General features: G+C 71.3%; 19 protein-coding genes. 15 read left to right on the top strand and 4 right to left on the bottom strand.

Annotated features, from left to right (window positions below; genetic code table 11):
• Positions 1-46 precede the first annotated feature (46 nt).
• Positions 47-415 carry a carboxymuconolactone decarboxylase family protein gene (locus tag BW996_RS08370; RefSeq protein ID WP_037482132.1) on the top strand — a complete coding sequence of 123 codons (369 nt, stop codon included), beginning with the start codon at positions 47-49 and terminating at the stop codon, positions 413-415.
• Here BW996_RS08370 and BW996_RS08375 read toward each other — a convergent pair.
• Positions 398-1,057, bottom strand: a complete 660-nt coding sequence (locus tag BW996_RS08375) for a PEP-CTERM sorting domain-containing protein (RefSeq protein WP_037482063.1) — start codon at positions 1,055-1,057, stop codon at positions 398-400. The two genes, BW996_RS08370 and BW996_RS08375, sit on opposite strands and share 18 nt — an antisense overlap.
• 237 nt (positions 1,058-1,294) lie before the next feature.
• Positions 1,295-3,685, bottom strand: coding sequence for a putative bifunctional diguanylate cyclase/phosphodiesterase (locus tag BW996_RS08380; protein ID WP_051631928.1), 2,391 nt, complete (start codon positions 3,683-3,685; stop codon positions 1,295-1,297).
• Between the two features lie 344 nt (positions 3,686-4,029).
• Between BW996_RS08380 and BW996_RS08385 the strand changes: the two genes are divergently transcribed.
• The 11 genes from BW996_RS08385 to BW996_RS08435 all read left to right on the top strand — a co-directional run bounded on the left by BW996_RS08385 (position 4,030) and on the right by BW996_RS08435 (position 17,330).
• Positions 4,030-5,493 carry a glycosyltransferase family 2 protein gene (locus BW996_RS08385; protein ID WP_081838110.1) on the top strand — a complete coding sequence of 488 codons (1,464 nt, stop codon included), beginning with the start codon at positions 4,030-4,032 and terminating at the stop codon, positions 5,491-5,493.
• Positions 5,490-7,064: a bactofilin family protein gene (locus tag BW996_RS08390; RefSeq protein WP_037482061.1), complete on the top strand. Its 1,575-nt coding sequence runs from the start codon at positions 5,490-5,492 to the stop codon at positions 7,062-7,064. Before BW996_RS08385 ends, BW996_RS08390 begins: the two co-directional genes overlap by 4 nt.
• A gap of 33 nt (positions 7,065-7,097) precedes the next feature.
• The gene (locus tag BW996_RS08395) at positions 7,098-9,035 is read left to right on the top strand and encodes a polysaccharide deacetylase family protein (protein ID WP_083701036.1); all 1,938 of its coding nucleotides are present in this window, start codon (positions 7,098-7,100) and stop codon (positions 9,033-9,035) included.
• A 50-nt stretch (positions 9,036-9,085) separates the two neighbouring features.
• The gene (wecB, locus tag BW996_RS08400; RefSeq protein WP_037477352.1) at positions 9,086-10,267 is read left to right on the top strand and encodes a non-hydrolyzing UDP-N-acetylglucosamine 2-epimerase; all 1,182 of its coding nucleotides are present in this window, start codon (positions 9,086-9,088) and stop codon (positions 10,265-10,267) included.
• Between the two features lie 32 nt (positions 10,268-10,299).
• Entirely contained in the window at positions 10,300-11,085 is a 786-nt protein-coding gene (locus BW996_RS08405) for a YaiO family outer membrane beta-barrel protein (protein ID WP_162177940.1), read from the top strand.
• A 13-nt stretch (positions 11,086-11,098) separates the two neighbouring features.
• On the top strand, positions 11,099-11,965 hold the full coding sequence (locus tag BW996_RS08410) for a hypothetical protein (RefSeq protein ID WP_037477355.1): 867 nt from the start codon (positions 11,099-11,101) through the stop codon (positions 11,963-11,965).
• Entirely contained in the window at positions 11,962-13,221 is a 1,260-nt protein-coding gene (locus tag BW996_RS08415) for a hypothetical protein (protein WP_037477357.1), read from the top strand. The genes BW996_RS08410 and BW996_RS08415 overlap by 4 nt, the downstream gene beginning before the upstream one ends.
• A gap of 69 nt (positions 13,222-13,290) precedes the next feature.
• Positions 13,291-15,501, top strand: coding sequence for a polysaccharide deacetylase family protein (locus BW996_RS08420; RefSeq protein ID WP_051631426.1), 2,211 nt, complete (start codon positions 13,291-13,293; stop codon positions 15,499-15,501).
• A 128-nt stretch (positions 15,502-15,629) separates the two neighbouring features.
• On the top strand, positions 15,630-15,962 hold the full coding sequence (locus BW996_RS08425; RefSeq protein WP_051631427.1) for a YkvA family protein: 333 nt from the start codon (positions 15,630-15,632) through the stop codon (positions 15,960-15,962).
• Positions 15,963-16,004: 42 nt separating this feature from the next.
• Entirely contained in the window at positions 16,005-16,235 is a 231-nt protein-coding gene (locus BW996_RS08430; protein WP_037477359.1) for an RNA-binding S4 domain-containing protein, read from the top strand.
• A 120-nt stretch (positions 16,236-16,355) separates the two neighbouring features.
• Positions 16,356-17,330, top strand: a complete 975-nt coding sequence (locus tag BW996_RS08435) for a Tim44 domain-containing protein (protein WP_037477360.1) — start codon at positions 16,356-16,358, stop codon at positions 17,328-17,330.
• 14 nt (positions 17,331-17,344) lie between these two features.
• On the opposite strand, the gene BW996_RS08440 is transcribed toward BW996_RS08435, so the two are convergent.
• A complete protein-coding gene (locus BW996_RS08440) occupies positions 17,345-18,544 on the bottom strand; it encodes a GGDEF domain-containing protein (protein ID WP_051631428.1) in 1,200 nt (399 codons plus the stop codon).
• Between the two features lie 156 nt (positions 18,545-18,700).
• On the opposite strand from BW996_RS08440, the gene BW996_RS08445 reads away from it, so the two are divergent.
• Positions 18,701-19,231, top strand: coding sequence for a HugZ family pyridoxamine 5'-phosphate oxidase (locus BW996_RS08445; RefSeq protein WP_037477385.1), 531 nt, complete (start codon positions 18,701-18,703; stop codon positions 19,229-19,231).
• A 78-nt stretch (positions 19,232-19,309) separates the two neighbouring features.
• Complete coding sequence (locus BW996_RS08450; protein ID WP_037477362.1) at positions 19,310-20,116, top strand: mechanosensitive ion channel family protein; 807 nt, start codon at positions 19,310-19,312, stop codon at positions 20,114-20,116.
• Here BW996_RS08450 and BW996_RS08455 read toward each other — a convergent pair whose 3' ends face one another.
• A complete protein-coding gene (locus BW996_RS08455) occupies positions 20,117-20,533 on the bottom strand; it encodes a methylglyoxal synthase (protein WP_051631430.1) in 417 nt (138 codons plus the stop codon).
• A 465-nt stretch (positions 20,534-20,998) separates the two neighbouring features.
• Here BW996_RS08455 and BW996_RS08460 point away from each other — a divergent pair, with 465 nt between their 5' ends.
• Positions 20,999-22,594 carry a DEAD/DEAH box helicase gene (locus BW996_RS08460; RefSeq protein ID WP_081837898.1) on the top strand — a complete coding sequence of 532 codons (1,596 nt, stop codon included), beginning with the start codon at positions 20,999-21,001 and terminating at the stop codon, positions 22,592-22,594.
• Positions 22,595-22,597 lie beyond the last annotated feature (3 nt).

Here is a 22,597-nt window from a genome sequence, read left to right on the forward strand (position 1 = left end):
GGCCGGTATCAACCACTCCGGGCCTGCGCTGCCGGCCCTGCCCGCCATGTCCGAGATCCACTATCCCGACCTCACCCGCGACATCAGCCGCGAGCTCGCCAGCCTGCGCCAGACCCAGAAGGGCACGATGCAGGGCTTCGGCGCGATGGCTGCGGCCTCGATGGCCGACGGCGCACTGTCGGAAAAGCACAAGGAGCTGATCGCCACCGCGATCGCGGTCAGCCAGCGCTGCGCGGGCTGCATCGGCTTTCACGTCAAGGCACTGGTCCGCCTGGGCACCACACGGGCCGAGTTCGAGGAGATGCTCGGCGTGGCGGTCTACATGGGCGGCGGCCCGGCGCTGATGTACTGCGCCGAGGCACTGCAGGCCTGGACGCAGTTCGCGCCGGCACCGGTCTCAGCCCCAGCGGCCTGAACGGGTCGTCTGCTGGCGCCGGCGGCCGATGGCGGCCAGGCCCAGCAGACCGGCGCCGAACATCGCCGCGGCCGCCGGCTCGGGCACCGGCGACGCCACCTGGATCGTCAGCACCTGGGTGGTGTTCCAGGACTGCGCCGCCAGCGCCACCCGACCGCGCAGGCCGTCGCTGAACAGCACCTCGACATAGGCATTGCGCAGCGAGCTGCCGGTGCTGTCGATGGTCTCGCTGTCGATGCGCACGGGCGAGGTCGAGGCGATGCGGTCCAGATCCAGCCCGCCGAAGCGCATCGACTGGCCGCTGTCCAGGCTCAGGCCGCTCCAGTAGGCGGTCGAATAGTGATCGCTGGTGCCGGCCAGCGGATCGAGCGTCTGGTGGCTGCCCTCGTAGCGCTCCCAGACCCCGATGCCGGCCTCCTGGGCGCCCATCGAGTACCAGAACCCGGTCAGCGTGATGCCGTCCGAGGAATCGTTGCGGACCTGGCCGGACTGCAGGTACCAGTTGCCATCGAGCGTGATGACCGCCGCATGGCGGGTCTCGGCGGCGACCGGCGCCGGCGCGGCCGCGCCGATCAGGAGCGCTGCCAGCAAGGCGGAGGTGGAAGCGGCAGTGAAGCGGGAGGCGATCTTCGTGCGGATCATGTCGGACCTTCTTGGTGGTGCATTGACGACACGCGGAGGCTCGTCGGACGAGCTTCTTGCTTTCTGCGTGGGCCGGGTGTCGCATTCCCCTGATCTGCACCGTACCTAGAAAAATCTCGAAAATCACCGCCAGAACACCCGCATATGCGGGATTGACTCTTAATATTTAATCAATGATTCGCCCCGAAAGAGGAATATTGCACGTAAAAAACCCCGTGTTTCAGGGTTGACCAAAGATCACGACTTTGCTGCCGCATTTCTGCCGCGGTGCCCGAAGTCGTCGGCCATCAGGCGATGCAGGAAGTCGTCGCCAGCGATGGGACGACCGAGCAGATAGCCCTGGATCGCGTCGCAGCCCTGCTCGCACAGGAAGTCGAGCTGCTCGACCGTCTCGACACCCTCGGCGACCAGACCGATCTCCAGCGCCCGCGCCATCGACACCATCGCGCCGACCAGCCGGGAGCTGCCGGCGTCCTGCGGCACCTGACGCAGGAAGGAGCGGTCGATCTTGACCCGCTGCACCGGCAGGTCGCGCAGATAGGCCAGGCTGGAGTAGCCGACACCGAAGTCGTCGATGGCCACGCCGACGCCCAGATCCGCCAGCCGCGCCAGCAGCAGCCGCGCCTGGGCGACATCGCCCACCGCCAGGCTCTCGGTGATCTCCAGCTCGAGGCGCTGCGCCGGCAGCGCGTGGCGCCGCAGGGCCTGCGCCACCACCGACGCGATGTCGTCGCCCAGCATCTGCCGCACCGACACATTCACCGCCACCCCGATCGGCCGGCACGCCAGCGCCGACCATTCGGCCGCCTGGCGGCAGGCCTCGTCGATCACCCAGCGCCCGATCGGCACGATCAGGCCGGACTCCTCGGCCAGCGGGATGAAACGGTCCGGCGGCACCATGCCCAGCTGCGGATGGCGCCAGCGCAGCAGGGCCTCGGCGCCCACCACCTGCAGCGTGCGGCCATCGAACTGCGGCTGGAAGAAAAGCTCGAGCTCGCGCCGCTCGATCGCATGGTGCAGATCGACCTCGAGGCGAAGCTGATCGACCGGGACCGGCACGTCCTGCCCGGCATCGATGCGGAACTGGGCGCGGCCGGCACGCTTGGCCTGGTGCAGCGCCCGGTCGGTGCGCACCATCAGGCCGATGTCGTCGGCGCCGATGCTCAGGTCCGCCACCGCGCCGGCGTCGACCCAGGCCAGCCCCAGGCTGCATCCCGGGCGCAGGGTGTGGCTGCCGACCTGCAACGGCTGGCCGAGGCGGTCGATGAGCTGGCGCGCCAAGGTCTCGATCACCGCCGCGTCGCTCAGCACCGGGCTCTGGAACAGCAGCATGAACTCGTCCCCGCCCAGTCGCGCCAGCAGGGTCGGCTCGGCCGGCAGACCGCTCGGCGCTCCGTTCAGGCCGCCAAGCCCGCACAGCCGCTCGCCGATCGCCAGCAGCACCTGGTCGCCCGCGCCGTGGCCGAGCATCTCGTTGATCTTCTGGAACCGGTCCAGGTCGAGCTGCACCAGCACCAGCCGCCCGGCCGAGGCCGGCTGCAGCGCCCACAGATGCAAGCGCTCGGCCAGCAGCTCCTGAAAGGCCTCGCGGTTGAGCAGACCGGTCAGCCCGTCCTGGCGGGCGATGCTGCGCAGCCGGGCGTCATCGTCGGCGACGATGCTGTCGAGCCGGCGGCATTCGGCCTCGCTGCGGCTGGCACGCCGCAGCAGCCGCATCACCAGCGCGACGGCCGCGGCGGTCAGCGCCAGCCCGGACATCAGCGCCAGCAGGGGCATCGCGCCCAGCAGCGGTTCGGAGGGCGGGCGGACCAGGCTCAGGCGCCAGAGCCGCTCGCCGACCTCGAAGGTCAGATCACGCCGATCGCGCGATGACACCGGCACGAGCCCGCCGGGATCGGCATGGACCCAGCGGACCGGCTGGACCGCGCGACCATCGGCGACCCCGCCCACATCGCTGAGCTGGAGCCGCAGTCCGTCGAACTCGGCCTCGCCCACCCGGCTGACCTGCATCAGCCGCGCCGCATCGACCAGCACCCGCAGGTGGCCGGCCTGGTTCTCGCGCCGGCTCTCGACGGAGCCGGGATCACCCTCGCCGCCCACATACACCGGCGCGCTGATCTGCAGCGCCACCCGGCCATCGGCCAGATGCAGCGGCGCATGCATGACCGTCAGGTTGCGGTCGCGGCTGTCCTCGTCGACCGCCGCGGCCTGCGCCGCATCACCTGGCGATGCCGGCAGATCACGGCCCGCCGCGCCCAGGCCGTTCGCGCTCAGGAAGACCGGCCCGGGGCAGACGGCAGCCGCAGGACAGTTCTCGTAGCGCACCGACAGCACCTCCGGCAGACCGCGAGCGACCTGCAGCACATCGAAATGCGCAGCGAACTCCTGGGCCGACACCTGCCGGCTGGCGAGGAACAGCCCCTGAAAGCTGCGCGCCAGACGCTGCAGATGATCGACATGGCGCACCAGATGCTGCTGGCGCACCTGCACCTGCATCTCGAAGCGACGATCGGCCTCCTGCGCCTGATGCCGGGCCAGCACCCACCAGGCGACCAGCGACAGCAGCAGGCCCAGCACCAGCACGCCAGCCGCCACCGGATGATGGAAGGACCCTTCGCCGGCCGACAAATCCGGCAAATCCGATGAACCCGCAGAGGAAGAAGGAGAAATGCTCGACACGCCGCGATTGTCGGCGCAGGCCTGCCGCCACTGAAATCCCGAGGCCCGTCGAGCCGGACGCACCGGAACGGAGTCGTTCAAGTCCGCCACCCGATCGGGCGATATGGCGGGCAATCACCGCGCAGATCCGGTCTGAAGCTCGCCTGAAACCGGTCAGGCGCCGGTCTGCCCACCCTTAACAGCAGGGGATCGCTCATGCGGCAATCACAAAAAGATACTTTGTTGCGGTTATTCTTACAAAGAGAAACAAGTCGGCAAAGTTGATCTCTCCCATGCCGACACGCCCCCCGACGATGTCCCGCCCCCTGATGTCCCCATTTCCGATCCTGCCAGCGGCCCCACGGCGGCGCCTGCGGCTGGGCGCAATCGCGCTCGCGCCGACCCCCGCGGTCGCCAGTGCCGCACCCGGCTGGCAGCTCGAGGTCGACAGCCTGCTCGGCCCGGTCTGGGCCTGGTCGCTGCTGGTGCTGATGGCCACGATCGTCGCGCTGATGGCGGTCTACACCGTGCGCCACTACGGCTTCACGCTCAACCGCATGTTCGGCCGCCAGCGCCACCCCTACGCCAGCCTGGTCAGCGCCGACTGGCCGCGGGTGACGATCTTCGTGGCCGCGCACAACGAAGAAGCCGTCATCGAGGACTGCCTGGTCAACCTGATGGGCGTCGACTATCCTCAGGACCGCATGATCGTCGTGCCGGTCAACGACCGCTCGAAGGACCGCACCCGCGAGATCATCGACGCGGTGGTCGAGCGCTATCCCGGCCGCATCCGCCCCTTCCACCGCACCGACGGCAAGCCGGGCAAGGCCGCGGCGCTGAAGGACGCCACCGAGACGGTGGACACCGACTTCATCATCGTCTTCGACGCCGACTACCTGCCCTCCAAGGGCCTGATCCGGCGGCTGATGGCGCCCTTCTTCGACCCGGAGGTCGGCGCTGTGATGGGCCGGGTGGTGCCGCAGAACTGCGGCGCCAACCTGCTGACGCGGCTGCTGGACCTGGAGCGCTCCGGCGGCTACCAGGTGGACCAGCAGGCGCGCATGAACCTCGGGCTGGTGCCGCAGTACGGCGGCACGGTGGGCGGCATCCGGATCGCGGCGCTGCACTCGGTCGGCGGCTGGCATGACGACGTGCTGGCCGAGGACACCGATCTCACCTACCGGCTGCTGCTGGGCGGCTGGAAGACCATCTACCAGAACCGGGCCGAATGCTACGAGGAGGTGCCGCAGAGCTGGGCGGTGCGCACCCGCCAGATCAAGCGCTGGGCCAAGGGCCACAACCAGGCGATGTGGCGCCACACGGTGGGCTGCCTGACGCAGCCCGACCTGAGCTGGCGCGAGCGCACCGACGGCGCGCTGCTGCTGGGCGTCTACCTGATGGCGCCGGTGCTGCTGCTGGGCTGGCTGGTGAGCCTGCTGATGTACTTCACCGTCTCGGTGGCCTGGAGCGCACCGGCCCTGGTGGTGCTGGCCTTCATGACGCACGGCGCGCTGGGCAACTTCGCCGCCTTCTACGAGATCGCGGCGGCCACCCACATGGACCGCTCGGGCAACCGGGTGCGGCTGCTGGCCTTCAACTGGCTGGGCTTCATCGTCAGCGCGATGGCGATCTCGCGCGGGGTGCTCGAGCAGGTGGTGCTCGACCGCCTGGGCACGCCGCAGCTCAAGTGGGACAAGACCGCGCGCTACCGCAGCGCGCCGGCCCGCGCGCCGGGCGCAGCCGCCCAGCCGGGCACCCCGCCGGGAGCGCAGCCATGAAGATCACGCTGCTGCTGATCGGCCTGACGCTGCTGGTCATCGTGCTGCCGCTGCTGCCGGCGCTGCAGGAGTGGCGCCGCCCCAGCGATGTCACCCCGCTGCCGATCGACGAGGCCGACGCGCTCGAGCCCGACTACATGGCGCAGCGCTTCGGCCAGCGCCTGGACGACGCGGTCGACCGCGGCCTGATCGAGATCGGTGGCGTGCCGCTGGTGCATCTGCCGGCCGAGGCGGTGCGTGCGCCCTGGCCGCTCGACGAGCGCGAGGTGCGCAGCGGCCGCAGCCGCCGCATCTGGCACAGCGACGGCGACTGCCGTCTGCCCGAGCGCCTGCACGGCCTGGCCGAGATGTCCTGCGCCGGCACGATGCAGGCGGCTGCCGGCCACACCTACCGCGCGCTGCGCGCCCGCCAGGCGCTGCTGCTGCCCGAGCGGGTGCGGGTGCTGCGCTGGGCGCACGGCCGCCAGGTGGTGGTCGGCGACCGCGGCGTGCTGGCCGGGCGCATCAGCGCCGAGCACTCGCTGCTGATCGGGCGCGAGGTGAGCTTCTCGCTGCTGCATGCGCCGGTGATCCGCTTCGCCGGTGCGGTCGATGCCGCGCATCGCCCGCACCCTGAAGGCCTGCCCGCCGCGCTCGGCCGGGCCGACGGGCTGCGCCCGGGCGCACCGGGCCAGCCGGCGCGGGTCGAGGGCGCGCTGATCGTGGCCGCGCTGCGCCACTGGGACAGCGACCTCGATGTCGACGGCCATGTGACGATCGGCGAGGGCTGCCACGGCCAGGGCCGGCTGCGCGCCACCGGCGCGGTCCAGGTCGGCGCCGGCGCGGTGCTGGCGGGCAGCCTGGCCGCCGTCGGCGAGATCTACATCGCCGCCGGGGCCGAGGTGCAGGGCTCGGTGATTTCCGAGAGCACGATCGTGCTGGGCGCGGGCTGCGTCATCGGCCTGCCCGGCACGCATGCGACGGTGCGCGCGCCACGGATCGAGGTCGGCAAGGGCACGGTGGTGCACGGCACCGTCTGGGCCGGCCAGCGCCGCATCGACATCGACACCGCGCCGCCCGGAGCCGCGGTGATCGGCTATGACACGCCGGTGCGCTGGGACCACATCGCCCGCCGCGGCCTGGCCACGGCGTCGCTCGTGCTGGCGCCGCGCTCGCATCACCAGGGCGACCTGGTCTGCCAGGGAGACCTGGAGATCGGCGCACGCAGCCGCATCCAGGGCAGCCTGAAGGCGCATGGCGACCTGGCCATCGGCGCGGGCACGCACATCGACGGCACGCTGGTCTCGCCCGGCGAGATCGTGCTGGGCGCGGGCAGCCACATCGCCGGCTCGGTGATGTCGGAGGAGGCGGTGGTGCTCGGCCCGGGCTGCGTCGTCGGCTCGCCGCAGCAGCCGGCCACCGTCTGCGCGCCGCGCATCGAAGTCGCGCTCGGCGTGGTGGTGCACGGCACCGTCTGGGCCGGCAGCAGCGGCGACGCGCCCTCGCCGCTGCTGGACACCGGCGGCCGCGACGACGAGGCGCTCGACGAGCGCACGCCGCTGGCGCCGCTGCCCGGCCAGGCCGCCGCCTGACCCGCACGACCCGCCTGACGGCCCATCGCATCCATGACTGACCCCCGCTCCTCGCCCCGCCCCGCCCGCTCCGCCGGCCTGTCCCTGCTCGCCCTGTCCCGTGCGGGCTGGCAGCGTGTCGGCGTCGTGCTGCTGCTGGTCGGGGCGGCTGCGGCCACCCACTGGCATTTCCGCCAGGACAGCGCCGCGCCGGCCCGCAGCACCCGGCTGATCCTGGTGCTGCCGGACACCGAGGCGGCCGACCCGGCGCCGCAGGCCGCCTGGCAGAACGCCGCCGACGAGCTCGGCCTGAAGCTCGAGCCGATGAGCGCCTCCGAGCTGGTGCGCCAACGCGGCGAGGGCCGCGGCGACGCGCTGATCCTGCCCGACGCCCTGCATCGCCGCATGAGCGACGCGCTGGCGATGACGCTGCGCGAGCGGGTGCGCGCCGGCGACCGGCTGATGCTGGTGCATGACGCCGGCCTGCAGGACATCGACGGCCGCTACCGCGCGGAGCGCTCGCGCCTGTCCGATCTGGCCGGCGTCGACTACGGGCTCTACGGCGAGCTCGGCGCCGGCATGCTGCGCGAGACCGAGGTGCAGGTGCAGCCGGGCCAGATCGCTGCGCTGGGCCTGCCGCCAGGCAAGCTGGTGCGCGGCGCGGACGACCTGCCCTACAGCCGCTACCGCCCCGACCCGGGCCCGGATGGCGAGGCGCTGCCGGTGCTGGCCGGCTACCGCTACGGCCGGATGCGCCATGCCAGCTTCGTCACCCGCGGCACCTTCGACGGCACGGTGCTGATGCAGGCGCCCGACGGCAGCCTGATCGCCGGCGAGCGAGCGGCCGGCCGCGGCCAGGTGTTGTTCGTCAACCTGCCGCTGACCCCGCTGAAGCTGGCCACCGACGGCCTGCTGCTGCACGGCTTCCTGCAGCATTTCGCCCGCGACCTGGCCGGCCAGGCCCAGCTCGCCGCGGTGCCGGACGGCATCGGCGCGGTGGTGATGAACTGGCACATCGACGACCGCAAGGCACTGCCGGCGCTGGAGCGCGCCGACGAGCTGGGCGCCTTCGCCAAGGGGCTCGGGCCGTACTCGATCCATCTGACGGTCGGCCCGGATGTCGACCAGCCCGGCGACGGCCGCGGCATGGATCTGGCGACCAACCCGCAGGCGCAGGCCTGGGTGCGCCGCCTCGCCGCCGAGGGCCACGAGATCGGCAGCCATGGCGGCTGGATCCACAACTGGTTCGCGGCCAACCTCGACACGATGGAGCGCGAGGCCGCCGAGGCGATGATCGACCGCAACTCGCTGCTGCTGACGCAGTTCTCCGGCCGACCGGTGCGCGAGTACTCCGCGCCGGTGGGTCATCACCCGGCCTGGGTGACCGGCTGGCTGCGCCAGCGCGAGATCCGCGCCTTCTACTTCACCGGCGACACCGGCATGGCGCCGACCCGCAGCTTCCAGGACGGCCAGCGCCCGCGCCCCGACATCTGGAGCTTTCCGGTGCTGGGCTTCGGCCGCCATGCCTCCTTCGAGGAGGCACGCGCGGCCGGCACGCCGGAGCAGGTCATCGCCGACTGGCTCGACGAGGTCTCCGACTTCTGCGCCGAGCAGGGCACGCTGCGGCTGGTCTATTTCCATCCCTTCGGCCTGGTGATGTATCCGCAGGCCTTCCAGGAATGGCTGCGCCACAGCCGCGAGCTGACCGAGGCCGGCCGGCTGCGCTGGATGACGATGGCGCAGTACAGCCAGTTCGCCAACCGGCGCCTGCGCACCGTCTGGTCGCTGGCCCCCGAGGGCCGCCAGCTGCAGCTGCAGGCGCGTCACCCCGAGTCGCTCGAGGGCATGACCTGGCTGCTGCCGGCCGCACGCTACGACCGGCCGGTGGTGCTCAGCGGCAGCGCGCAGGTCGATCGCAGCGGCACGCAGTGGCGGGTGCGCGCCGCCGACGGCCGCGCGCTGAAGGTGCGCGTCGACCCGGTCCCCGCCTGAAGCCTGAATCCGCCCCGAATCCATCACGAAAACCCAGAGAGAGCCTCCCGATGAACCCGAGCCCCTCCCCCGCCCCGATCCTCATCTCCGTCGGCACCCGTCCCGAGATCATCAAGATGGCGCCGCTGCACGCCGAGCTGCGCCGCCGCGGCCTGCCGGTGGCCTGGGTGCACACCGGCCAGCATCGTGAAATGGCCCAGCCGCTGTACGAGTTCTTCGGCATCGAGCCGGAGCACGAGGTCGAGCTGGCGCGCCGCAGCGGCGAGCTCTCGCACCTGAACGCGCTGCTGCTCGAAGGGCTGGCGGCGGTGTTCGAGCGCACCCGCCCGGCGGCGGTGCTGGTGCACGGCGACACCACCAGCACGCTGGCCTCGGCGCAGGCGGCCTTCTACCAGGGCGTGCCGGTCGGCCATGTCGAGGCGGGCCTGCGCACCTTCAACCACCGCGAGCCCTTCCCCGAGGAGATGAACCGCGAGCTGACCGCGCGGCTGTCGCGCTGGCACTTCTCGCCGACCGGCCGCGCGGCCGGCAACCTCGAGCGCGAGGGCATCCGCGCCGGCGTGCATGTGGTGGGCAACACCGCGGTGGACGCCGCGCTGCAGGGCACCGCGCGGGTGGACGCGCTGCTGGCCGCGGGCGCGCCGGTGCTGCCGGCTGCGCTGGAGCCGCTGCGCCAGGGCCTGGCGCTGGCGAAGTGGCGCCTGATCACCGTGACCGCGCACCGGCGCGAGAACTGGGGCGAGGGCATCGCCTCGATCGCGCAGGCGGTGGCGCAGCTGCTGGAGGCGCACCCGGACGTCGCGGTGGTCTGGCCGGTGCACGGCAACCCGGCGGTGCGCGACGCGGTCCATGCCGAGCTGGCGGCGAAGGTGCCGGCGCTCGAAGGCCGGCTGACGCTGTGCGAGCCGCTCGACTACCCCGCGCTGCTGTGGTGCCTGCACCGCAGCGTGCTGGCGCTGACCGACTCCGGCGGCATCCAGGAGGAAGGCGCGGCGCTGTCCTGCCCGGTGCTGGTGCTGCGCAACACCACGGAGCGCCCCGAGCTGATCGACGCCGGCGCCGGCCTGATCGTCGGCACCGACCGCGCGCGCATCGTCTCGACCGTCTCGGGCCTGCTCGCCGAGCCGGACGGCGCCGGCCTGCAGCGCATGCGCGACGCCACCAACCCCTTCGGCGACGGCACCACCGCGCGGCAGATCGCCGACGTGCTGCAGCGCGACCTCGGCCTGTGAGACGCGCCGCCGGCAACCCGATGACCCTGACGATGAAGACATCCCTCCCCCGCCTCGGCCGGCCGCTGCTGGCCGGCCTGCTGGCCGCCGCGGCGGCGCTGCCGGCCGCCGCGGGCGACCTGATCGAGATCGGCGGCAGCGCCAGCCGCTACAGCGCCGGCCTGCCCGACGGCGGCAGCGCCCACCTGCGCGGCAGCTGGGCCTTCGGCACGGGCACGGTGGTCAACGCCGAGCTGCTGGGCGAGCGCAAGTTCGACGCCCGCGGCGGCGTGGCCTCGGCCGGCGTGACGCGCACGATCGACGAGGACTGGTTCGCCAGCGCCGCGCTGGCCGGCGGCTGGGGCGGACCGAACTGGAACCGCACGCGCGTCGACGCCGCGGTCTCGCGCAAGTGGGGCGCCGAGCGCCGCTGGATCACCACGCTGGGCGGCTACCACGCCCGCTTCGACGCCGGCCGCAGCGACAGCGGCCTGAAGATCTCGGCGAACTACTACGCCAACCACTTCGCGGTCTTCGAGCTGGGAGCGACCCTCAACCGCAGCCGCCCGGGCAACGTCGGCTCGACCATGCCCTGGCTGGCGGTGACGCTGGGCGCGCCGGGCGTGCAGACCCTGGCGCTGCGCGTCTCGCATGGCCGCGAGGCCTGGCTGGTGCTGGGCGACACCGCGCAGCCGGTCGACTTCGCCAGCACCACCGTCGGCGCCGACTGGCGCTGGTGGATCGCGCCCGACTGGGGCGTGGTGCTGCGCGCCGAGAGCTACCGCAATCCGAGCTACCGCCGCACCACGCTGGGCGGCGGCGTGTTCGTGCAGATGTGAGGCCCGGGCCGCGATGAGCAAGCTCCTGCGCCGGCTGCTGGGCCGCCCGGCCCCGCCCGACTTCCGCCACAGCCTGCAGCACTCGGTGCTGGGCGAGCTGCAGCACCATGGCCACCGTGGCGGCCGCATCGCGATGCACCGATCGATCTGGGGCCTGCAGCTGCCACGCCAGCGCCTGTTCAAGGGCCTGCTGCTGGCCACGCTGCTGACGGCCGTGCTGGCGAGCCAGATCGATGCGGCCGGCCAGCTCTGGGGGCGCCAGCTGCTGTGGTGGCTGGAGCGTCTGGAGCTGTCGGGCCGCTTCCCCGCCGCGCTGCACCCGGCCGATCTGCCCTTCCTGATCGCCACGCCGGCCCTCGAGCTCTTCGTCGATCTGCCCTCGCCCCGCACGCTGGCCTTCAACGCGATCGGGGTGGTGGCGCTGTGGTGGGCGGCTGGGCTGCTGCCCGACGCGGGTCGTCCGGCGATGTACCTGCTGCGGCTGGCGGCCCTCATCCATGGCGCGGCGGTGCTGTTCTTCGTGCTGTGGCCGGCGAGCTTTCCGCACACCGCCCGTGAGCATGTCGGCAACGGCCTGCAGCAGATCTGGGTGCTGATGCTGCTGACGCCCTGGATCCATCTGCCGACCTTCTGGTTCTTCGAGGTGAGCTGGTGGGCGCGGCTCGGCGTCACGCTGCTGACCTGGGCCTGGCTGCTGCTGCTGGCGCCGCTGCTCTACGCCCTGCACGCGCTGGTGCTGCATCACGCCGGCCTGCTGGCGATGCCGCTGCTGCATCTGCTGTTCGGGGTGATGGTGGCCATCATCGGCTTCGTCGCGATCTACGGCTGGGCGATCAGCCTGGCCAACGCCCGCACGCTGCGGCGACTGGAGCCGCGATGAGAAACCGCCTGAAGCCGATCCTGGCCGCGCTGGGCTTCAGCCTGGGCCTGGGCCTGGCGCTGCCAGGCCGCAGCAGCGCCGCGCCGAGCGCACCGCCGCTGGAGAGCGGCTGCGCCGCCGCTGCGCTGGTCGATCCGGCCTTTCGCGACGCGGCAGTGCTGATGATGCGCCGGCTGGTGGTGCGCGCGCCCGGCCAGATCAGCGACGGCGCGATCCGGCGCACGCTGTCGCCGGCGCATGTCGACGCCTCGGGCCGGTCCTGGCACCACATCGCCGCCTACGAGGCCAATCTCGGCCTGATCGGCGCGCTGCGCATCGACCCGACGCTGCGCAGCGAGGCGGCGCGCTGGCTGCGCTGGCAGATCCGCCATCTGCCGGTCGACGGCCAGGACCGCGGCGTGCTGTTCGACCGCTGGATCAGCGCCGACGGCCGCGAGATGACGGTCTGCCCGCCCGACATCGAGCCGCGCCACTGCCGCCAGATCGACGCCACCGACAGCACCATCGCGTCGATGTTCCTGCTGGCGCAGGCCTATCTGCGCCACGGCGGCGACCCGGCGCTGCTGCGCGACCCGACGATCGAGCGGGCCTTTCGCCGCGCCGCCACCACGCTGGCGCAGCTGCAGCAGCCCGACGGGCTGAGCCACGCCAAGCTCGATCACCCGGTCAGCTACCTGATGGATGCGGTCGAGGTGGCCGCGGGCTGGCGGGCGCTGGCCGCGCTGCAGCAGGAGGTCTGGAAGCAGCCGGCGGTGGCCGAGCTCAGCCGCGAGCGCGAGCGGCGCACCTGGCGCGGCATCGAGCAGGTGCTGTGGCAGCCGCAGGACGGGCTCTGGCTGACCAGCGCTGGCGCCACCCCGGTGCAGAGCGGGCGCTGGTATCCGGACGTGATGGCCCAGGCCTGGCCGCTGCTGTGGAGCCTGCCCGAGGACCGGCTCACCCGCGAGCGCGGCCGCCAGGCCTGGCAGCGCGTCTCGGCGCGCTGGCCGGAGTGGCCGCGCCGCAATGTCGATCCGGCCGGCTTCTGGTGGCCGGCCGCTGCGGTCGCCGCGCACTGCAGCGGTGACGGCCGCGCCGCCGCCGAGTGGGTGGCACGGGCGCGCACCGCCTGGCTGCGCCCGGACACGCCCTTCGCCTGGCCCTTCCAGGTCAGCGACCTGCTGTGGCTGCTGTGGCTGGCCGAGCCCGGCCCGCCGCAGGCCCCGCTGCCCGAACCGCTGGACGCCGCGGCGCCGGCCAGCGGACGCAGGCCCTGAACCCCGCAGCCGCATCCCGCATCACGAATCCCGAGTCTTCCGACAACCACAGAGAGAGAGCAGACGATCATGACATCGAAGTTCAGCCCCCCTTCCCTGGCCGCGCTGGTGAGCCGGCTCTGGCGCCGCCCGGCCGTGCGGCTCGCGCCGCTGGTGCTGGCCACGCTGGCCAGCCTGCCGGCCGCCGCCCAGTCGCGCGACACCCTGGTGCTGCTGGTGCCCGACGATGCGGTGGCCAGCAGCTGGCCGGTCAAGGTCTGGACCGACTCCGCCGCCGAGGAAGGCGTGAAGCTGCAGACCATGACCAGCTCGCAGTTCCTCGCGCTGGGCAGCACCTCGGCGGCGAAGATCTCCGGCCTGATCATGCCCGACAGCGCCCACGTCAAGGCCAGCGATGCGGTGGTGGCCGCGGTCAAGCAGTACACCAACCTCGGCGGCAAGCTGATGCTGGTCTATGACGCCGGCGCGCTGACCGATGCCGGCTTCTACGCGCCGACCCGGTCGCGCTTCTCCGATCTGGTCGGCGTCGACTACACCCTGTACGACAGCCTGCGCGACCGCGTCGTCGGCTTCGGCCCGGTCGTGGGCACCAAGGCGCGGCTGGAGAAGCTGTCGCTGCCGCCGGGCAAGTATCTGCCCTACGTGTCGGCCAGCAGCACGGCCGGCACCAGCAGCACCACCACCTTCGTGCCGGCCAGCGCCAGCGACCCCGGCGGCACCCGCCACATGCAGTCGGCCATCATGGGGCGCGCGATGAAGCGCATCGACGCCAGCTCGCAGAACGTGCGCAAGCGCCAGACGCTGGCGGTGCGCAACCTGCTCGGCCTGAACGCGCTGCCGGTGCCCAGCGTCAGCCTGTCGACCAAGGTGAGCGCCGCCACCTCGACGCTGCCGCTGCTGTCGCTCAGCTCGGTGCCGATCACCACCGATTTCCTGCGCGCGCTGCTGTCGGGCAGCAGCTATGTCGACCAGAGCGGCACCACCAGCGCCGCCGACAGCACCCCGCAGGCCATCAGCACCTATGGCTATGGCTACGCCGACTACTTCAGCTATGTCACCACCGGCAACTTCGGCGGCAATGTCTGGCTGTCCTCGCCCGATCACGGCCTGGTGGCCGGCACCCGCAATGTCGGCAGCGGCCAGGTGCTGTTCGTCAACATGCCGCTGGGCTATTTCAAGGCCATCGGCACCGATTCGGCGCCGCTGCACGGCTTCCTCGACGCCTTCGCCCGCGATGTGGTGAAGCTGCCGACGATGTCGGTGCAGCCGCGCGGCAAGGGCGGCCTGATCTACAACTGGCACATCGACGACGGTGACGACCTGACGGCCGACGCCAAGTACCTGCTCGACAGCACCTCGGTGCTGCGCCGCGGGCCGTTCTCGATCCACTTCACCGCCGGCCCGGACACGGTCTCCGCGGGGGACGGCAAGGGCATGAGCCTGGACACGAATTCCGCTTCGCAGACGCAGTTCAAGCGCATCCGCGACCTGCCGGTCGGCCATCAGATCGGCTCGCACGGCGGCTGGAACCATGACCTCTACGGCCTGGGCGCCAGCGAGGACAACGCCGCCACCTACCTGCCGTGGCTGGAGCTCAACCATGCCGCCGTCGATCGCCTGAACGGCAAGCGCGCCACCGAATACTCGGCACCGCAGGGCAACAACCCGACCTGGGCGGTGAACTGGCTGGAGAACCGCGGCGTGGTCGGCATGTACTTCGTCGGCGACACCGGCGCGGCCGGCGTGCGCTCCTGGCGCGCCGGCAACCGGCTGACGCGCTCGATGTGGAGCTTCCCGATCGTGCCGCTGGGCAAGTACGCCACCTTCGAGGAGTTCGAGGAGTTCGGCATCAGCGACCAGCAGTCGGGCCAGTGGCTGCTCGACCTGCAGAGCTTCGTGGTCAACCAGCGCACCAACCGGATGTTCTACAACCATCCGCCGGGCGCGCGCGGCCACCTGCCGGCTCTCGCCCCGATGCTGCAGCGGGCGGACTGGCTGCAGTCCATGGGCAAGTTCAAGTGGTACACCATGACCGAGATGGCCCAGTTCGGCAACCGCCGTCTGGACGTGCAGTGGACGGCCAGCACCAGCAACGGCTTCGCGACCTTCAGCGCCAGCCACGCCAGCTCGCTCAAGGACATGACCTGGCTGCTGCCACGCGACAAGTACATGCTGCCGATCGTGACCAGCGGCTACGGCCAGGTCGGCTACGACAGCACGAACTGGATCATCACCGCCAACGGCGGCACCGCGCTGAAGTTCGTCGCTGCCCAGCGCTGAACCCGCAGCCCGCCCCCTCTCGATGACCTGACGGCGTGTGGCGACACCCGCCGGCTTCAGGCGGGATGAAGACGATCTGCCGCAGAATCGCGGCCGTCTCTTCATCCTGCCGTCATGGAGGTTGCGTGATGTGGAAGCGTCTGACCCTGATCTGGTCGCTGGTGCGCGGTGACGCCAAGGTGGCGTGGCATGCCTTCCGGCACCCGCATGCGCCGGGCTGGTTCCGTGCCGGCGTGATCGGCCTGGGGCTCTACCTGTTCTCGCCAGTCGACCTGGTTCCGGACATCCTGCCGCTGCTCGGCCTGGCCGACGATCTGGTGCTGGTGCCGCTGGCGCTGCACTGGCTGCTGTCTCGGCTGCCCGCCGAGGTGCTGCAGGAGGCGCGTCGGCGTGCTGCTGGCCATCCGGCCAGCGACACGCGCCATCCGGTCCGGCCGCCGCTGGTCAAGCGGGTCGACTGAGCCCGGCGCCAGGCGCGCCGCGCACCGGCTACCATCGGGCCGATGAACCTGATCGACTTCGAACTGCGCGGCGACTTCATCCCGCTCGATGCCCTGCTGAAGGCCACCGCCGTCGCGCACAGCGGCGGCGCGGCCAAGACCCTGGTGGCCGATGGCCAGGTCCGGGTCGACGGCCAACCCGAATCCCGCAAGACCTGCAAGATCCGCGCGGGCCAGGAGGTGGTGGTCGAGGCCGCCCATGTGCGCATCCGGGTGCATGCGCCCCCGCTCTGAATCCGCTCGGACATCCGCCTGGATGTCAGCCCTGCAGAGATAAGGGTTATCCCAGGGAACTTGCGAACCGCGAAATCGGTCTCATCTGGCGTGTTCAACCTCACTCCCGACGAGACCGCGATGAAAACCTTCCTGCGCACTGCCGTGTGCGTGCTGGCCCTGTCCACCGCCCTGGCTCCGACGCTGGCCGAAGCCAAGCGTCTGGGCGGCGGCGGCTCCTCCGGAATGCAGCGCAGCGCACCGGCCCCAAAACCCGCACAGCAGCCGGGCACGCCCGCCCAGACGCCCAACCAGGCGCCGGTGCAGCAGGCCGTGCCGGGCGCGGCCACGGCCGCCACCGGCGCAGCCGCGGCCGCCGGCAAGCGTTCCTGGATGGGCCCGCTGGCCGGTCTGGCCGCCGGCATCGGCATGGCTGCGCTGCTGAGCCACTTCGGTCTGGGCGAGGCCTTCGCCGACATGATGATGATCGCGCTGCTGGCGCTGGTGGCGGTCTTCGCCATTCGCTGGCTGATGAACCGCAATCGCAAGACCGCCCCGACGCTGGCCCCCGCAGGGGCGGGTGCCGGTTTCGGCGGCCAGCCGATGCAACGTGGCAGCCATGAGGCCAGCTGGCCGAGCGCGGCTCCCCAGTCGGGCAGCACCCCGTCGGTGTCCATGCCCGGCAGCGCGGCGGCCAGCTTCGGTGCCGCGCCGGCTGCAGCCGCCTTCGCCCCGTCGCTGCCGGCCGATTTCGACCGTGCCGGCTTCGAGCGCGCGGCCCGGATGATCTTCATCCGCATGCAGTCGGCCAACGACCGCGCCGACCTCGAGGACCTGCGTCGCTTCACCACGCCGGAGATGTTCGCCGCGATCCGCGTCGACCTGCAGGACCGCCAGGGTGCGGCGCAGCAGACCGATGTGGTCGAGGTGCGTGCCGAGGCGATCGACTTCGCCCGCGAGAGCGACCGCGACATCGTCAGCGTGCGCTACAGCGGCCTGATCCGCGAGGAGACCGGCCGCGATGCCCAGGCCTTCGACGAGGTCTGGCATCTGGTGCGCGAGCATGCGCGCAGCGACGGCAGCTGGCTGATCGCCGGCATCCAGCAGAGCCACTGAGCTAGAGACGGCACTCAGAGCGGGTTCAGACTGACCCAGCCGCTGGTCTGGACCTGATTGCGGCCGGCATGCTTGGCCCGATAGAGCAGCATGTCGGCCCGTGCAAAGAGCTGATCGGGCGACGGCGTCAGCCGCTCGACCGTCGGGTCGAAGATCACCGTGCCGGCCGAGACCGTCACGCGCAGTGTCTCTCCCCGCTCGGTCTGCGCGACGGCGGCACGCTCGACCGCATGACGCAGCGCATCGACCACCTCGTGCGCGCCGGCCCGGTCGGTGGCGGGCAGCACGACGCAGAACTCCTCGCCGCCCATGCGGCCGAAGATGTCCGAATGGCGCAGCCGTGATCGCACCACCTGCGCAAAGCCACGCAGCACCGCGTCGCCCGCCGCATGGCCGTGGCGATCGTTGACCTGCTTGAAATGATCGAGATCGAGCAGCACCAAGGCCAGAGGCCGGCTGTCGCGCCGGCTGCGCTCGATCTCGTGGCCCACCAGCGCATGTGCGGCGGATCGGTTGAGGCAGCCGGTCAACCCGTCGGTGGTCGCCATCTGCTCGAGCTGCAGCGCCGTGCGCTCGAAGCTGGCCATCAGCAAGCCGATCTGGGCGGCCAGCGCCCCGAAGGTCATCACCAGGAACAGCCAGGTCGTCAGCACGCTGGCCGGCTGCAGCAGGGAATCAGCGCGCTCCGGTCCCAGGTGCGCCTCCAGTGCACGCCCAAGCCCCCCGCCCAGGGCGAACAGGCCACCCAGCAGCACCATGGACAGCGCCCGCTCGCGCCCCCGCCCTTGACGCCACACCAGCAAGGCGATGCAAAGCATCGGCTGGGCCAGCCACAGGCTGACCCAGGTGACGATCCAGGCATACGGTGCAGACAGCAGCACCAGCAGCGACAGCACTGCCGCCCCGAGCAGCATGGACTGAAGATCCCCGCGATCTGCTCCCTGGCCGCGCAGCAGCTGCCGAGTGGCCACCGCCAGCAGCCGCACGCCGCCAGCCACGACGACGTTCGAGATCACCAGCCAGAACGGCCCGGACAGCTGCGTGCGCAGGGCCAGCAGCAGATCACCGACAGCCATGGCCAGCGAGACCAGCAGCAGCAGCCGCACCTCTGGACGCCGGCCCAGCACCGTGTCGCGCACGATGGTCAGATGCGACAGCAGCAGCAGCTGGCAAAGCAGCAGCGCCAGCAGCAGCGTGGCAATATCCTTGGTCATGGTCCGCACTCCCTGCGTGCCGCTTCGGGCCATCCCGTGCTGCGGTCTGTCGCTTCATCGTGAACCTGTGCCGAAGTATGGCGCTGCAGTCATGCGGCACACCCGAAAAGTGCAAGAAACCGTTCCCGAGTGCTGCTGTTTGCCAGAGATTTCACGATGAACAATACCCCTGACGGCATGAAGCCAGCACTGACGCCCAGCCGCATGGATCGGCGGCTGGTGGAGCTGCTGCGCGCCCGGCGCACCCTGGCGCTGGGCACGCTCGACGAGACCGGCGCCCCGGCCGTCTCGATGGCGCCGTGGGCGCTGGATCCGGCCGGACCCGACCTGATCGTCCTGATCAGCGCCCTGGCCGCGCACACCCGGCAACTGATGACGCATCCACGTGCCAGTGCCCTGATCTGCGCGGACGAAGAGGCGACCGACAGCGTGCACGCGCTGGCGCGCGCCACGCTGCAGGTCGAGGCGCTGCACCCCGAGCCCGGCAGCGACGATGCCCGCGCGGCGCTGGCGACCTACATCGCGCGCCATCCGGCCGGGGAGATGCTCGCCAGCCTGCCGGACTTCCGCGTGGTGCGGCTGCGGGTGCAGGCGGCACGCCAGATTGCCGGCTTCGGTGCGGCACGCGACGTCAGCGCCGCACGCCTGCGCGAGCTGCTGCGCGAAAGCGACAACTCGGCGACCTAGCCCAAGGAAGGTGGCGCCACAACCGGAAATCCGTCACATTCGAGACGTGCAATATTGCACATTCGAGGAGGATTTCTGATGAACATCGACACGATCCAGACCTTCCTGGGCACCACTGCGATCGACCTGCTGATGAAGATCGGCGCCGCACTGATCTTCTGGATCGTCGGCCGCTGGCTGATCTCCAAAGTGGTGCATTTGATCCAGGCGGGCATGAACCGCAACTCGATCGACCCGACGCTGACCAAGTACCTCGGCTCGATCATCACCATCGCGCTGAACATCACCCTGGTGCTCGGCATCCTGGGCTATTTCGGCATCCAGACGACCTCGTTCGCGGCGATGCTGGCCGGCGCCGGCGTGGCCATCGGCGCGGCCTGGAGCGGCATGCTGGGCAACTTCGCCGCCGGCGCCTTCATGCTGGTGCTGCGCCCGTTCAAGGTCGGCGACTTCGTCTCGATCGGCGGCGTGACCGGCACGGTGCACGAGCTCGGCCTGTTCGGCACCACGATCATCACGCCGGACAACGTCATGACCATCGTCGGCAACGGCAAGGTCTTCGGCGACACGGTGCAGAACTACTCGGCGCTGCCGGTGCGCCGCGTCGAGCGCACCGCGCAGCTGGCGCAGGGCGTCGATCCGCTGGACGCGATCGCCCGCCTGAAGGCGGCCGTCGCGCAGATCCCCAATGTCGCGCAGAGCCCGGCGCCCGAGGTCAGCCTGCTCGACTTCAAGCTGGAGGGCGCGGTGATCGCGGTGCGGCCCTACACCCACACCGACCACTACTGGCAGGTCTATTTCGACACCAACGAGGCGATCGCCCGCGTCGGCCAGGAAGCCGGCTGGCCGGTGCCGGCCGCCCACCACAAGGTGGTCCAGGCCTGATCAGGCCGAAGCAGCGCGCGGCAGCAGCTGCTCGAGCAGCAGCCGCGCGGTGCTGGCATTGGTCGCGCACGGCACGTCATGCACGTCGCAGGCGCGCACCAGCGCGTTGATGTCGGGCTCGTGCGGCTGCGGCGTCATCGGATCGCGCAGGAAGACTACCGCATCGATCTCGCCGACCGCCAGCCGCGCGCCGATCTGCAGGTCGCCGCCGAGCGGGCCGCTGAGCAGCCGCTCCACCTCCAGACCGAGCTCGACGGCCAGCCGCCCGCCGGTCGTGCCGGTCGCGCACAGCGTGCAGCCCCGCAGTCGCGGGGCAAACTCCTGGGCCAGCGCGATCATGCGGTCCTTGCGACCGTCATGGGCGATCAGGGCCAGGCGCAGCGGCCGGCACACGCCGGCAGGATCCAAGTCCGTCATCCATTCATCCTTTGCTGTCCGGATTTCTCGTCCGGGCGATCCTAGCGGCGCGCGGTTACAGACCGGATTCTTCCGCTTCGGGATCAGCGCGAGATCAGACGACAGACGTGCAGTCCATCAGGGAATGCGCTAGAATCCGGGTCTGCTGTTGGAGCCGCTTTTCACGGGCAGCACCGTTCAGCCTTTCGCACATCCCCTCTGACCTTCCTCTTTCCCTCATCCTCCGGCAGACCGCATCCTTTTTCAGGATCGGCGACTGCGGGGCTGCAGGCGCGGTCGGCGGCGATGCTATTCGACCCCGGCAGGCTTGATTCCAATCCCCTGTACCGACCGCGATGCCTGGCGCCATGCGGATGACGCGCCTTTGCCTTCGCCGGCCTGCCATCCCGTGTTTCCACCTCGCCCGATGCGAGCCGGAAACCCCTGCCGAATGGCGCCCGAGTGGCGCCGGATGAGAGTATTCACATGAGCTTTTCGACCCTGGGCCTGAACGAGGCCATCCTGCAAGCCGTCACCGCTGCCGGCTACGAGAACCCGACCGACGTGCAGGCGCAGACCATTCCCGCCGCGATGACCGGCGCGGACCTGCGCGTGTGCTCCAACACCGGCAGCGGCAAGACCGCCGCCTTCGTGCTGCCGGCGCTCGAGCGCGTGCTGGCCGCCCGTGAAGCCAACCCGGCCGCGAGCCGCCGCCCGCTGCGCGGCCAGCCGCCGCAAGGTCCGCGCGTGCTGGTGCTGGCCCCGACCCGCGAACTGGCCATCCAGGTCTCCAAGGCCGCAGTGACCTACGGCAGCCACATCCCGCACCTGAAGGTCGCCACCGTCGTCGGCGGCGTGCCCTACGGCGCCCAGCTGGCCGCGCTGCGTGGCCCGATCGACCTGCTGATCGCCACCCCCGGCCGCCTGATCGACCACCTCGACAGCGGCAAGGCCATCCTGGGCCAGGTCGAGATGCTGATCCTGGACGAAGCCGACCGCATGCTCGACATGGGCTTCATCGAGGACATCGAGCGCATCGCCGAAGCGCTGCCGGTCGGCCGTCAGACCGTCATGGTCAGTGCGACCTTCGCTGGTCAGGTCGGTCGTCTGGCCGACCAGATCCTGAAGGACGATGCCCAGCGCATCGAGGTCGCCAACCACACCGACAGCCACGCCAACATCGAGCAGCAGCTGCTGTGGGCGGATGATCTGGACCACAAGTCGGCCCTGCTCGAGAACCTGCTGACCAGCACCGAGATGCAGCAGGCCGTCATCTTCACCAGCACCCAGCGCGATGCCGACGAGCTGGCCGCCCATCTGTACGAGATGGGCCACGCGGTCGCGCCGCTGCACGGCGGCATGCCGCAGGGCCGTCGCAACCGCACGCTGATGGCGCTGCGCCGCGGCGAGCTGCGCATCCTGGTGGCCACCGACGTCGCCGCGCGCGGCATCGACGTGCCGACCATCAGCCACGTCATCAACTTCGGCCTGCCGATGAAGGCCGAGGACTACGTGCACCGCATCGGCCGCACCGGCCGTGCCGGCCGCTCGGGCCGCGCGATCACGCTGGCCGAACGCCGCGATGTCGGCATGATCCGCCGCATCCAGCAGTTCACCACCCAGCCGATCCCGGTGGGCACGCTGGCCGGCCTGGAGCCGAAGCGTCCGGCGCCGGAAATGTTCAGCCGCGCTCCGCGCCGTGACGGCGGCCGTCCGCCGCATCGCGGTCATGGCGGCCCCGGCGGCTATGGCGGCCGTCCGGACAACCGCGGCGGTGACCGTGGCGGCTACGGCTTCGCGCGTCCGATCGACGGCGCGCCGCGCCGCGGTGGCTTCGACGGTCCGCGCTTCGACTCGGCACCGCGTTTCGATGCGCCCCGCTTCGAGGCACCGCGTCAGGAAGGCCGCCCGGAATTCCGTGGCGAGCCGCGGCATGATGGTCCGCGTGGCAACGGTCCGCGCCGCCAGGACGGCGCTCCGCGCTTCGACGGCGAGCGCCGCTTCGACGACCGCAGCGGCCCGCGTGGCGGCTTCGGCGGCGGCCGTCCGGCCCCGCGCGGCCGCGGCCACGGCCCGCGCTGAACC

Origin of the sequence: Sphaerotilus natans (assembly GCF_900156335.1) — a bacterium.
GTDB classification, from domain to species: domain Bacteria; phylum Pseudomonadota; class Gammaproteobacteria; order Burkholderiales; family Burkholderiaceae_C; genus Sphaerotilus; species Sphaerotilus natans.

What these genes read in the sequence shown, in the direction of transcription:
- BW996_RS08370 (WP_037482132.1), top strand. Translation starts at nt 47, where the DNA reads ATGTCCGAGATCCACTATCCCGACCTCACCCGCGACATCAGCCGCGAG.
- BW996_RS08375 (WP_037482063.1), bottom strand. Translation starts at nt 1,057, where the DNA reads ATGATCCGCACGAAGATCGCCTCCCGCTTCACTGCCGCTTCCACCTCC.
- BW996_RS08385 (WP_081838110.1), top strand. Translation starts at nt 4,030, where the DNA reads ATGTCCCGCCCCCTGATGTCCCCATTTCCGATCCTGCCAGCGGCCCCA.
- BW996_RS08390 (WP_037482061.1), top strand. Translation starts at nt 5,490, where the DNA reads ATGAAGATCACGCTGCTGCTGATCGGCCTGACGCTGCTGGTCATCGTG.
- BW996_RS08395 (WP_083701036.1), top strand. Translation starts at nt 7,098, where the DNA reads ATGACTGACCCCCGCTCCTCGCCCCGCCCCGCCCGCTCCGCCGGCCTG.
- wecB (WP_037477352.1), top strand. Translation starts at nt 9,086, where the DNA reads ATGAACCCGAGCCCCTCCCCCGCCCCGATCCTCATCTCCGTCGGCACC.
- BW996_RS08405 (WP_162177940.1), top strand. Translation starts at nt 10,300, where the DNA reads ATGAAGACATCCCTCCCCCGCCTCGGCCGGCCGCTGCTGGCCGGCCTG.
- BW996_RS08410 (WP_037477355.1), top strand. Translation starts at nt 11,099, where the DNA reads ATGAGCAAGCTCCTGCGCCGGCTGCTGGGCCGCCCGGCCCCGCCCGAC.
- BW996_RS08415 (WP_037477357.1), top strand. Translation starts at nt 11,962, where the DNA reads ATGAGAAACCGCCTGAAGCCGATCCTGGCCGCGCTGGGCTTCAGCCTG.
- BW996_RS08420 (WP_051631426.1), top strand. Translation starts at nt 13,291, where the DNA reads ATGACATCGAAGTTCAGCCCCCCTTCCCTGGCCGCGCTGGTGAGCCGG.
- BW996_RS08425 (WP_051631427.1), top strand. Translation starts at nt 15,630, where the DNA reads ATGTGGAAGCGTCTGACCCTGATCTGGTCGCTGGTGCGCGGTGACGCC.
- BW996_RS08430 (WP_037477359.1), top strand. Translation starts at nt 16,005, where the DNA reads ATGAACCTGATCGACTTCGAACTGCGCGGCGACTTCATCCCGCTCGAT.
- BW996_RS08435 (WP_037477360.1), top strand. Translation starts at nt 16,356, where the DNA reads ATGAAAACCTTCCTGCGCACTGCCGTGTGCGTGCTGGCCCTGTCCACC.
- BW996_RS08440 (WP_051631428.1), bottom strand. Translation starts at nt 18,544, where the DNA reads ATGACCAAGGATATTGCCACGCTGCTGCTGGCGCTGCTGCTTTGCCAG.
- BW996_RS08445 (WP_037477385.1), top strand. Translation starts at nt 18,701, where the DNA reads ATGAACAATACCCCTGACGGCATGAAGCCAGCACTGACGCCCAGCCGC.
- BW996_RS08450 (WP_037477362.1), top strand. Translation starts at nt 19,310, where the DNA reads ATGAACATCGACACGATCCAGACCTTCCTGGGCACCACTGCGATCGAC.
- BW996_RS08455 (WP_051631430.1), bottom strand. Translation starts at nt 20,533, where the DNA reads ATGACGGACTTGGATCCTGCCGGCGTGTGCCGGCCGCTGCGCCTGGCC.
- BW996_RS08460 (WP_081837898.1), top strand. Translation starts at nt 20,999, where the DNA reads ATGAGCTTTTCGACCCTGGGCCTGAACGAGGCCATCCTGCAAGCCGTC.